Annotated in this window: 11 protein-coding genes; 5 read left to right on the forward strand and 6 right to left on the reverse strand. The window is 61.4% G+C overall.

What is annotated here, in order from left to right; all coding sequences use genetic code 11:
* Positions 1-106: 106 nt before the first annotated feature.
* Both ACLNEE_RS15935 and ACLNEE_RS15940 read right to left on the reverse strand, forming a co-directional pair.
* Positions 107-1,000 carry a carbohydrate ABC transporter permease gene (locus ACLNEE_RS15935; protein WP_412007355.1) on the reverse strand — a complete coding sequence of 298 codons (894 nt, stop codon included), beginning with the start codon at positions 998-1,000 and terminating at the stop codon, positions 107-109.
* A gap of 3 nt (positions 1,001-1,003) precedes the next feature.
* Positions 1,004-2,398, reverse strand: a complete 1,395-nt coding sequence (locus tag ACLNEE_RS15940) for an extracellular solute-binding protein (protein ID WP_412007356.1) — start codon at positions 2,396-2,398, stop codon at positions 1,004-1,006.
* 69 nt (positions 2,399-2,467) lie between these two features.
* Between ACLNEE_RS15940 and ACLNEE_RS15945 the strand changes: the two genes are divergently transcribed.
* Complete coding sequence (locus ACLNEE_RS15945) at positions 2,468-3,211, forward strand: hypothetical protein (protein ID WP_412007357.1); 744 nt, start codon at positions 2,468-2,470, stop codon at positions 3,209-3,211.
* 125 nt (positions 3,212-3,336) lie between these two features.
* Positions 3,337-3,546 (forward strand): Sec-independent protein translocase subunit TatA/TatB, encoded by a 210-nt coding sequence (locus tag ACLNEE_RS15950; protein ID WP_412007358.1) that lies wholly within the window; start codon positions 3,337-3,339, stop codon positions 3,544-3,546.
* Positions 3,547-4,065: 519 nt separating this feature from the next.
* Here ACLNEE_RS15950 and ACLNEE_RS15955 read toward each other — a convergent pair.
* Together ACLNEE_RS15955 and gcvT are read right to left on the reverse strand one after the other, a co-directional pair.
* The gene (locus tag ACLNEE_RS15955; RefSeq protein WP_412007359.1) at positions 4,066-4,374 is read right to left on the reverse strand and encodes a hypothetical protein; all 309 of its coding nucleotides are present in this window, start codon (positions 4,372-4,374) and stop codon (positions 4,066-4,068) included.
* A 96-nt stretch (positions 4,375-4,470) separates the two neighbouring features.
* Positions 4,471-5,550 (reverse strand): glycine cleavage system aminomethyltransferase GcvT, encoded by a 1,080-nt coding sequence (gcvT, locus tag ACLNEE_RS15960; protein ID WP_412007360.1) that lies wholly within the window; start codon positions 5,548-5,550, stop codon positions 4,471-4,473.
* 133 nt (positions 5,551-5,683) lie between these two features.
* Between gcvT and ACLNEE_RS15965 the strand changes: the two genes are divergently transcribed.
* Genes ACLNEE_RS15965 through ACLNEE_RS15975 form a run of 3 tightly spaced genes read left to right on the forward strand, consistent with a single transcriptional unit; the run spans position 5,684 to position 9,234 of the window.
* The gene (locus ACLNEE_RS15965) at positions 5,684-6,913 is read left to right on the forward strand and encodes a zinc ribbon domain-containing protein (RefSeq protein ID WP_412007361.1); all 1,230 of its coding nucleotides are present in this window, start codon (positions 5,684-5,686) and stop codon (positions 6,911-6,913) included.
* Between the two features lie 3 nt (positions 6,914-6,916).
* Positions 6,917-8,545: a tetratricopeptide repeat protein gene (locus ACLNEE_RS15970; RefSeq protein ID WP_412007362.1), complete on the forward strand. Its 1,629-nt coding sequence runs from the start codon at positions 6,917-6,919 to the stop codon at positions 8,543-8,545.
* Positions 8,546-8,556: 11 nt separating this feature from the next.
* Entirely contained in the window at positions 8,557-9,234 is a 678-nt protein-coding gene (locus tag ACLNEE_RS15975; protein WP_412007363.1) for a flagellar brake domain-containing protein, read from the forward strand.
* A 243-nt stretch (positions 9,235-9,477) separates the two neighbouring features.
* Here ACLNEE_RS15975 and ACLNEE_RS15980 read toward each other — a convergent pair whose 3' ends face one another.
* Positions 9,478-10,869 carry a GGDEF domain-containing protein gene (locus ACLNEE_RS15980; protein ID WP_412007364.1) on the reverse strand — a complete coding sequence of 464 codons (1,392 nt, stop codon included), beginning with the start codon at positions 10,867-10,869 and terminating at the stop codon, positions 9,478-9,480.
* A 161-nt stretch (positions 10,870-11,030) separates the two neighbouring features.
* On the reverse strand, positions 11,031-11,410 hold a 380-nt coding region (locus ACLNEE_RS15985; protein WP_412007365.1), incomplete at its 5' end, for a 50S ribosomal L9 C-terminal domain-containing protein.

Raw genomic sequence — 11,410 nt, forward strand, 5'->3', positions numbered from 1 at the left:
GATTCAAGGATCTGTTGATTGCCCTTCAGAGCGCTCAACATGATCCAAACCACAGGAAGCACCACCACGGCAGCGAACAGGGCCACCAGAATCCGTCCGCCGAGTTTCATGCCGCCCTCTGTCCCGCGGTGGGATCGCGCCGCATCAAAACCCAGAGAAGCAAGCTTGCGGCCGCCAAAATGCCAATGTTGACGACCGCCACCGCCGAGGCGTGACCGTACTTCCCTTCCATCGTCATGAGCCGGAACAGGTAGTTGAGAATCGTCTGGGTGCGTTCGCTGGGGGCACCATCGGTCATCACGTGCACCAAGGCAAAAACGCTCATGCTCGCGATGCTGACGTGAACGAGCGCGACCCGCCGTACCGACCAAAGCAGCGGCCAGGTGATGCTGACAAACTTGCTCCAACCCCGGCAGCCTTCCAGGTCAGCGGCTTCGTGGACTTCGGCAGGAATCCCCTGGAGCGCGGCCGAAAACAGCATCGCGTAAAAGCCCACCGAAACCCACAAGAACGCAAAGGCAAACGCCGGAAAGGCGGAATTCAGGTCGCCTAACCAACCCGATTCGGGGCCCGGCAGCCCCATCCCCCGCAGCAAGCCGGTCGAGGGGTTGTACACGCTCCTCCAAAGAAGGGCAACCGCCACCACCGAAACCACGTTGGGAAAGAGAATGATCGCCCGGAGCGTGCGCGAAGCGCGGTCGCGGCCGACCATGCCGTGCGCTAAAAGGAGGGCCACGCCGAGAATCAGGGGGCCGACCACGAGCATGAGCGTCAGGCTATTCCGCAGCGCCCACCAGAACGGCTCTTCAATCCAAAGATCCTGAAAGTTCTCTAATCCGACAAAGGTGCGCTTGGTCGAAACGCCCGAAAACCGGTACAGGCTCAGTTGAAACACCTGAACAAAGGGGCCCGCCACTAATCCAAGATAAAGGATCAGGGCGGGGGCCAGGCAAGCCACCAAAAAGGCGACTCGCCCCTTACGCCGCACCGCTCGGGCCACGCGTTAGCTCACCTTGCGTTTCACCACCGCATCATCGTTGCGGAGCTTTTCGGCCTCGGCCTCAATCTTGTCGGCAAACTGTTGAGCGGTGAGCTTGCCGTTCAAGAGCTCGGTAATGGCACCTTCGACCGTCTTGTAAAGCGACGGGTACCACTCGCGCCAAATGGGAGCGTAAGTTGCGGTGCTGCCCTTGAACGCCGCCGCCGCGCCCTGCAGATAATCGGGGAGCTCGACGTCGTTTGCGCCTTTAATCCCCATGAGGGTTCCCTTTTCGGTCACAAACTGCTGCGCCTTGGCCTTGGTGGTCATGAACTTAAAGTAGTCAATCGCACCGGCGCTGTTCTTGGCTTGCGCGGGCACCATCCACGGCTCAATCTTGATCATCACGGCGGTGGGATCGCCCTTGCCGCCCGCAATCACCGGCGGCAAAAAGAACGCCATGCGCCGCCCTTCGGGCATGGATTCTCGCATTTCGGAGTGCAGCCAGGTTCCGCAAGGAATCATTGCCGCTCTTCGATTCACGAACTCGGCCTGCGATTCGGTGTGGCTCATGGCGGTGGCTCCGGTTTGGTAATAGCCCTTGGCCGCGAGCTCCTGAATCATGCGCGCGGCCTGAACCACGGCCGGCGACTTCCAAGCCCCGGGCTCCAGACTTTGACAGGCGTTGTACGCCTCAATGCCCCCCGCACTGATGAGCCACGGAGTCAGCATGCCCGAGATCATATAGTCGGGGTACTGCCCTTGGTAGGTGATGGGCGCGATCCCCGCGGCCTTGATCTTTTCGCAAAGCGCCAGCAGTTCATCGTACGTTTTCGGGACTTCCCAGCCCTTCTCCTTAAACAAATCGGGGTCATACCACCAACCGATGACGCTGAAGAAGTACGGCAGAACGTACTGCTTGCCGCCCGATTGCCCGAGCTTGAGCAAGGCGGGTTCAAAGGAGTCGCCCCATGTGCCCGAACCATCGGCGGCGGGGGTCTTCATCACCTCGGTCAGATCCATGATCGCGCCATCATCTACCGCCTTCCAGTGATCAAATCGCCAGCCCGGATACATCAGGTCAGGCGGGTTTCCGCGTTGCATGCGGGGTTGCACCTGCTGATCGATGCGCGGATCGCCGATCACTTGAACTTTAGGACCGCCTGCTGCCGTGAACTCTTCGGCCGCTTTTTCGTAGAAGTCGCTGCCGTAGCCTCCCTTAAACACCATGACTTCCACGGGGCCCGAAGCCGCCGGAGACTCGCCGGGCTTGGCGGCGTTATCGGCGTTGGGGCCTGCGCAGCCCGCAAGGATCATGAGAGACAGCGCAATTGCGCCGAATCCGGTGAGTAGTTTGTGCCGCAAGGTGCTCTGCATAGTCGGTTGGTGCGGCGTCGCTGCCGCCTCCGGTGGGCCCATGCTACCGACATCAGGCCCATGACGGCAACACCCCCCATGCAACCCGGTTTTGCAGCGGTGAGGTAATACATGCATATGGCGCAAACGCCTCCTCCTTTTTCGCCGCAAGAGTACGCCCCCAAGCGTCAATCTAGCCCCTGGCTCTGGATTCTGGTGGGGGTCGTGGGCTTCTGTGTCATTGGCATTGTCGCGGTCGTTGCGCTCGGTTTTGGGGCAATGCGCATGGCGAGCGATATTGGTCGCTGCATCATCACGACCGGGGCCGTGGCCAGTTCGCTTGATGAGTACGTGAAGGCGAAGGGGGTCTTCCCTCCGGCAGAAACGTGGCAGGACGATCTGGCACCTTTCTATAAAAAGCAGACCGATGAGATGCGCAAAGAGATGGCCAAGAATCCGGTGGGCGAGATGTTCACTCCGGCCGAAATCACCGCTGGACTCGAGTGCAATCCGGGTGGGCCCAAAACGTATCTGGCCTATAACCCGGCCGTGGCCGGCAAAAAGCCAAGCGAAATCACCGATCCGGGCAAGACCGTGGTGATCTTTGAGCAGTTGAACGGGGGCATGAACATCAGTGCGCCGTACAAAGCTCAAGATCCGGCCAATGCGCCCCGGGTGGGCGGAGACAGTCGCGGCTGGTTCGTGATGTTCGCCGACTTCCGTGGAATTTGGGAAGGATCGAAGTCGAGGAGTACCACCGGCATGGATATGCGCGAAGTTGTCCCGGACACCGGCTCTGGCCGATCCGTGACCATCGACCTTGACCCTGCGGCCCCTGCAACTCCCCCAGTTCCGGCCGCACCTTCGGGCAACTAATTCGCCTCTTTGATCCCCAAATTGCGGCCTAGACCAGGATTCCTTGGCCTAGGCCGTCTAGTTTTGGGCTCGTCCACCGTATAATCTCCTGTAGGCCGGTATTCCGGTCGCGTCGGAACACCATCATGTTTGGCCTCGGCACCCAAGAACTTCTTATCATCGGTCTGATCGTGCTGCTGTTGTTTGGCGGCGCGAAGATCCCCCAACTGATGCGCAGCTTGGGTAAGGGCGCGGGCGAGTTTAAGCGCGGCGTCGAAGAGTCGAAGAAGGCTTTCGATGACGGCATCAATGAGATTGATGCTCCGGCCAAACCCAAGGATCAGAATTCGGCCTGACGCGGTTGGGCTTACGCCTTACCCGTGACACCCCTTCTCGCCTGGCGAGGAGGGGTTTGTTTTTACTTTTTGGGGGGTGCGAGTGTACGAAATAAGCCCGAGCGAGCCGTGCGGGCTCGTCATTGACTCGTCACTCTTGAAGCCGGGAGGGCGAGTGTACGCACGAGCCGAAAACGTCGGGCAATACGGGCACTGACGAGCCCGCCGGGCACGTCAGTGGCACTGGATTCTGCAGGCCGGGAGGGCGAGGCTCTGTCCGAGCCGAAAACGTCGGGCCAAGCAAGCATGGGCGAGCCCTTCGGGCACGCCAGCGACACGGGATTCTGCGGGCCGGGAGGGCGAGTGTACTCACGAGCCGAAAACGTCGGGCCAAGCAAGCATGGGCGAGCCCTTCGGGCTCGTCAGTGGAACGGCACTCTAGAAGCCGGGAGCGCGAGTGTACTCACGAGCCGAAATAAAAAAAACACTGACGCGCCCATCGGGCACGTCAGTGGCACGGGATGATCTGAGCCGGCTGGTTTACCGGACAAAGTGAATCTTCGGATCTTCAAGGTTGTCGAGCAGCATCAGGCTCACAATCGGGAGCGGCCGCGCCTTGGCAATCTCACGCGCCTCATCAAAGCTGACTTCTTCGGAGGCCATGTTGCTCAAATCGATCCACTCGGCAAAACGGAACGCACCCTCTTCCGACGAGAAGCAGGCCAAGCCATGCACGCCATCATGGCAATAGCAACCGAACTTCCCCGACGGCGGGTGCTTCACCACATGCAGTCGGTTGGGAAAATCCGTGTCCAAGCCCAAAATCGGGCAATCAAGCGTCTGATTCATAGCTCGCTGCTACAAAATGTCGGCAGATTCTGGGGAACCTAAAGGGTGAATTCACCCATCGACCCCCGTAATTTACTGGGGTCGATGGCCAATGCCCTAGGACGGCTTGAGGAACCGCTTGTTGACCACGGTTCCGGCTTCCGCCTGCCCCCGAAAGTCGATGGTGATGGGGGTTCCGGCCTTGACCGCCGGATCGAGGAAGGCAAACGCGATTCCGCAGCCAAGCGTCGGTGAATAGACTCCGCTGCTCACCTGGCCAACGCTCGCACCCTCCACCAAGACATCCGCGCCAACCGCCGGAATCCGGCGACCATTCATGCGAATCCCTTGCAACTTGGTGGGCGTTCCGTTGGCCCGAGCCGCCTGATAGTGCTCACTGCCCACGAAGGATTTGGTTTTGCTGACGACCCAGCCGAGGCTGGCCGCCAAGGGCGAGAGGTCATCGGTCAGTTCGTGACCGTAAAGGGGCAATCCGGCTTCCACCCGCAGCACATCCCGGGAGCCCAATCCGCATGGCATCACGCCGGCCGATTGAAGGGCCTGCCAAAGCGTGACCGCTCCGGCCGCCGGGCAGACGAGCTCAAATCCATCTTCGCCGGTGTATCCGCTCCGGGCGGCAAAACAGCTCACTCCCGCGACCTCAGCTTCAGCGGTGCCAAAGAACGGCAGATCTTTGAGCGCAGAGCCTTGGGGGCTCAATCCCGCCACAATTTCGACCGCGCGGGGCCCTTGCACCGCAATCATCGCCGTCTCTGCGGTCAGGTCGGTGATTTCAACGCCAAACGTATTCAGGGCCGTCATGTGGGCGACGTCTTTGGCGTGGTTGCTGGCGTTCACCACCATCCGGAAGAACGTGTCGTGACCCCGATAGACAATGATGTCGTCCACCGCCCCTCCCTGGGCATTGGGAAGAATGGAGTACTGGCCGTTGCCATCGGTCAGCTTGGCCACATCGTTGGTCGTGATCCATTCCAGGAACTCAAGCACCCGGTCACCGCGAAACTCAAGGCGGGCCATGTGACTGACGTCGAACATGCCGGCCCCCTGGCGCACCGCCTGGCTCTCGGCGATGATGCTGGTGTACTGAACCGGCATGCGGTATCCGGCAAATTCCACCAAACGTCCACCCAATTGGGCGTGGAGATCGGTCAACGGCGTTGTCTTCAGATCGGTCACGGACGGCAGTATATCCACGGGCTTTCACGGCCCATCCGCCCAGGCGGCCTCAGGTTCATCGAACCTTCTGTAAAGTTGAATCCGTCCTTGCCATGCGACGGGTATCATCGTTTTGGTCGTCGCGGCTCATCTTATGCGCCATCTTTCCTGCCCTGCCTGCCAAACCTCAAACGCGCTCGACAGCCTGTTTTGCCGAGCCTGCGGAACGGCGTTGCCCGATGATGTCCGCCAAGCCCTCAAGGCCGAGAACATGCAGCTGCTCCAAGATGGGCAGCGACTTCTTGTGCTGAATCGGGGCGAAGAGGCCCGGAAAGTCGCGGAATCGATTTTGGAGGTCGAACCGGAAAATGCCGATGCCATGGCGCTTTTGGGCGATGCCTACGAGCGCGATGGCATGCTGGAAGATGCTTTGGCCACCTACGAGCGGGTGGTAGAACTCCGACCCGATTCGCCGCTTGACCGCATTCGTGCCGCTCAAATTGGCAAAACGTTGGCCGCTCGGCAACTGGCGGTCGAAGCCCCGCGCGAACGACGCAACCTGGTCGGAGCCGCGGCCATGGCCATTCTCCTTCTCTTCAGCGTGGGTGCGGCCTTGACGATTGCAAGTCGGCCTGCGGCTCAAGAAACGCCCTCAAACACCACGCCAGAAACCACCGGCCCCACGGCCTTTCGCAGTGTCGCTCCGGTGCCAACCGGACCGGAGACCACCGCGGCCCCGCAAGCCCAAACCCCGGCTCCGGGTACCAGTGGCTTAGTGGCCAGCAATACGCCCAATCCGCCTTCGGCCGCCATTCAGGGCCCGCTCGGGGGGCGATCCACGCCGACCAATGATCCCGGCTACGCCCCGCTGAGCCCCAACATGCCGGTCAATGTCTCGCCCTCGGGTGCCCAACCGACGGCTCCGGTAACCCAGCCTCAACCAGAAATCCCCGCGCCCAGCAACACAACGGCCGAAAGTGGCGGAACTCCGGCCGAAGCCGCAGCGCAAGATGATCCGGGCAGCATCGAGATTCGCGTGCACCCCGGGGCTCGACCGGCGGGCAACAATCCCGGCTCTGAGCAACCGGCGAGCGGCAGCGTGGATAACCTGATTCGTCAGGCCCGCGACCTGTACACCCAGGGCAAGTTCAGCGATGCCGCCCGGCTCTACGAGACGGCGCTGCAACGCGGGGCCAGTAAGGGCTCCACTAACCAACGCTTGGCCCAATGCTACGAAAAGTTGGGTCGCCGCGCCGACGCGGTGGCCGCTTACCAGAGAGCCATTGCTGCCTACGAGAGCCAAATCAATGCCGGTCAAGGCTCGGCTCGCATCCAGGCGGCCCTTGAGACCTGCCGCGCCGCCTTGCGCGCTCTGGGGGCGTAAACCGTGCGGCGCTTCCCCTTTAGCTGGGGCGGACGCGCCGCATTTTTTTGCCTCTTGGTGACCGCGGGCGCTCAATCAGCCACGGCGGAGGTGCCGGTCATGTTCATTGTGCAAGAGCGGGTGGAAGTCACGCGTGACAATGACCCGAACTATCTGATGGATAGCCATCTGGCCGCCGCCCTTGACGAAGTTGGCCAGGTTCAACCCGTGGTTTGGTCGATGTCCGATCCCCGCTGGCGGGCCGAAGTCGACGCCGGCAAAGTCCCCGCTGAACTGGAAACCTATCGTCCCGGAAGTTGGAATCGGGCGGCGCCGTTGGTGAAGGCCGACTATGTGATGGTGTACACCGCCGTTCGGGGGGATGGGCGCCTGCGGATTCAAGCGGATCTGTACCGATTTGGAAATCGTCGCCCCGTGTGGAGCTACGGCAAGCCGAAGGGATCGCGAGAGCGGCCCGAAGTCAGGGTGGATGGCCGCATTGATACCGCGCAAACGGAATCGCTGATGGAGCGATTAGGCGGTCTGGGGCCCGATGGCGAGATGATGAGCGTGATGGTCAATGGGGTGCCCGATTGGGACTCCACCGCCGATTCCGTCGCTCGCACCTGGGTGGCGTTACTCCGCGAAAGTGTGTTCCGCCGTCTGCCGACACGGCCGCGCATCACGCCGGTGGAGATGACGCCCGATCAAAGGCCCGCCGACCCGCCGGTCGTGGTGGCCACGCCGGCTCCAAACCCGCTCGCCCGAATTCAAACATTGATTGATGAAGGCAAGCTGGATGCCGCGCTTTTGGCCGTCATGGACGCCATCGACCAGGATCCCTTTGATCCTGAGCGTCGGGTGTTGCTGGCGGAGCTGCTGGTGCGCCGAGGATTTCACCGCCAAGCCGCGGAAGCGGCCGAGCGCGCCATTCCGCTCATGCGTCAGCCGGCTCCGCTTTATTTGGTGGCGGCTCGTGCGTACTGGCGGAGCGGTCAGCCCGCCCGGGCGCGCGATATGGCAAACATGGCCTTGGCCCACGGAGGCGATGCCGCCACCGCACTGATTGTCCTTGGCGATATCGCCGTCATCGAGGGCGATTTTCAGCGTGCCATCGCCCAGTATTCGGCAAGCCTAGAGCAAGGCCCGCGGCCTCACGCGGTGGTAGGTCGGGCCGTGGCCTTCGCCCTCGCCGGGAATGCAGAACAGTGCGCGGCAGATCTGGCCCGGCTCCTGGATGCCGACGGCTCGGCTTTACGGGACATTTACGCCACGGCCATTGAACTGGCCGATCGCCGAACCGATCAGCTGGCGGCCGTGACGCAGAATCTTTTGATTGACCTTCGGCGGGAAGGGCGGAATCCGGCCAGTACGGCCCGCGCGGCGGCGGTTGCACGCTCCGCCGAAGCCCTCAGTGTCCTTATGGAACGGTTACCGGTGCCAAAAATTCACGAAGAATCGCACGCGGCGCGGGCGTTGGCACACAAATTGCTTCGCCAATCAGGTGAGGAGATTCTCGACTTCGCCCAGCGGGGAGATCGCGAGGCTGCGGCCGAAGCCGAAATGAGCTTAAATGAAGCACTTCGGCTACTGGTTACCATCCGCGATAACTACCGCATTGAGCGGCGCGAAGCTGAGATTCGTCCCCTTTGAGGTGATTTACCGTGCGTGAGTTAATCGAAATGGTGGGTTTGTTGGCCATCGTCTTTGGCGTTTCCGTGGCCGTGTCGTATCTCTTTTTCAATCGGCGTCCCCGCAAGGTGCAGCTGATTCCCCTGGCCGAAAACACGAGTGTCCGTATGATTGGACCTGGCGGGGCGTACCGTTGCTACTTTTTGCGGCAAGACCATACCGGGCTGATTTTCTCGGCTCCGTTGCAGCGCGATCGCTACGTGCCCTTGCGCAGCGGCGAAATGATGATGGTTCAGGCGGCAACCGACAGTGCGGTGCTCACGTTCCGGGCCGCCGTGGTCTCGCGCAACGCCGATACCCATGAATTCACTTTGGCCCGCCCCGAGCGAGTTCGCCATGTGGAACGGCGCGCCGAACTGCGCGATACCTCGTACAGCGGCATGATCGGGCGCATCAACGGTACTTCGGCCACCCTGCAGAATCTCTCCGCAGGCGGAGCCTGTGTTGTGACCGCTTCGCCGGTACGGGCGGGGGATCATGTGACCCTTGATCTTCCGATGGGCCTGGGCGAAGTGCAGGGCTGGGCGCTGGAATCGACGGCGACGGCTCAGGGTCGGACCCTCTCTCGGGCCGTAAGGATTCGATTCGAGGTTCCGTTGGCGGGTCTGCGACCCGTGGCCCCGCGCAAAGCCGCCTGGGGCGAATCGTAAGTCAGACTTTTCTCCCGTCGCTCGCGACGCTCTTCCCAAGCAGCCCTCGGCCATTCTTTGCCGGGGGTTTGCCCATTTTCATGGGTTCACCAAGTAAATGGCCCCGCCTGGGAAACGGGGCCTTGGGACTGGAACGGCGACCGAAGTCGCTTATCCACGCGTGAGGAGGATTCGCGTTACTTACCTAAACGCCCGAAAGCGATGGCCGCTTCCCTAGATTGACAAAAGGCCCAGTAACTTGCGTTAGGCGGTTTCCAGCAGACCGTGCCCGTAGTGGGTCACCCGATTCTTGCCGCTTCGTTTGCTGTGATACATGGCGCGGTCGGCTTCGTCGATCAGGGTCTGCGCCGACTTGCTCATGGAGTAAACGGTGCTCACCCCAATACTGGCGGTTACTGGGCGGCTGTTGGTTTTGGCCATCGCAATGCGTCGCCGAATCTCTTCCGCCACTGCAACCCCGGCCGATTCACTGGCGCCGGGCAGAATCATCATGAACTCTTCGCCACCGTAGCGGCCCACGCTGGCTCCGGGCGGACAGCTCTGGCGCAGCACCGTACCGATGATTCGCAGCACTTCGTCACCGGCGGGGTGTCCGTACTGGTCGTTGAGCTGCTTGAAGTTGTCCACGTCCATCAGCACAACGCTGCACGGACTTCCGAACGTGTGGTTGGTATCCAGCGCGTCACTGAGGGTGTCCATCAGGGCGCGGTGGTTCATCACATTGGTCAAACCGTCCATGGTGGCCAAAGCGTGCAGACGCGCATTAGCCTGAGCCAGCGCATCTTGCTTAGCGGCCATCTGCTGGTTTTTCTCCGCGATGATGTCCATTTGCTCGCGAATGCGTTCCGCTTGCAAAACCATTTCCGCTCGGCCCACGCGCACCAAGGCCAGACTTTCGGCAAGCTCCACCACCATCACGCCCCCGAGCAGAACGAGGAACACCATGATGGCGGTCATCGCCAGCACGCCCGATCGGGCGCCATCGACCGTTTCGGTCCAAAGACGGGCGTTGAAGTGCAGAACGATCGCTCCGACCACTTTGTCATCCGCACCGCGAATGGGTTCCGCCATCGCAATGCCGCGGGGCGATACGGGATTGCCGAGCAAAAACCAAACGGCCTTTCCGTCCCACACGGGTTCCAGCGGAGCCACGGTACCCGGATAGTTATTTCCGCGCTTCTCCCAGACCGGTTGCCCCTGACTCCATGCCTTGGCGGCGGTGTTGGAGGCCGTGAGACCAGAGGAGATGAGCACCGCGCCATCGGGGCGACGCCGGACCGCAAAGATACCGTCCATGAACGGGTGGGCGCTGATGGACCGACGGGTCAAGGCATCCAGGGCAGGTGCATCTTTACCTTGCCGCACCGCGGTCTGCAGTTGCAGGGCTTCGGCCTGTCGGGCGATGAACGGGGCGTAGCCCGAAAGGTAGGCCTGCAAGCGCGTGGTCTCGCGCGAGATGGCGGCTTCGCTCAGCATGAAGCCAAGGCCCAGCACCATGGTGGCCATGGCGACCAAAACGGGGAGCCCCTTTATGCCCCGTCCCTTACGGAATCCGCGCACGGCAATGCCTCCCAGTGCCAAGAGGACACAGAAGACCAGGGCCAGGTGGAGCGGACTCAACGCGAAGGAGTTCATGGACGAGAGAGGCGAAACGTGAATTAATCATCGGCATTTCTCGGCCACGCCTTCACCAAAAATGCCGGAATACAGAAAAACCCGGAGCAAAAACAGGATGCGGCCCCCTGGGTTGTCCAGGGAGCCGCATTGAACTTGCCGTTTGTGCTTGGGACCTTGGTTTACGCCTCGTCGGCAGGCTCTTCGGTCGCTTCGTCTTCTTCGACCTCGGTGCTCGCAACGGGCTCGTCCAAATCGGGATTGGCGGGGTCAAACACGTGCACCGTGATGTGCATGTCGACCTGGCGGTGCATGTCCAGTTCCACGTAGAAGCGGCCCAGACGCTTAATGGGGTTGACGAGCACAACCTGCTTCTTTTCAACCGTTTCGCCCAGTTGAGCCTTCACGGCTTCGGCGATGTTCTCGCTGGTCACCGCACCGAACAGTCGCACGCCATCGCGGCCCACGTTGCCTTCAATCTTGACCGTCTTGCCGTTGATGCGATCGCGCATGGCTTCGGCCGAGGCCTTGGTCGCAGCCAGATCGGCGGCCAGCTTGGCAT

It is taken from the genome of Aphanothece stagnina RSMan2012 (genome assembly GCF_046764815.1).
In the GTDB taxonomy this organism is placed as follows: domain Bacteria; phylum Cyanobacteriota; class Cyanobacteriia; order PCC-6307; family Cyanobiaceae; genus NIES-981.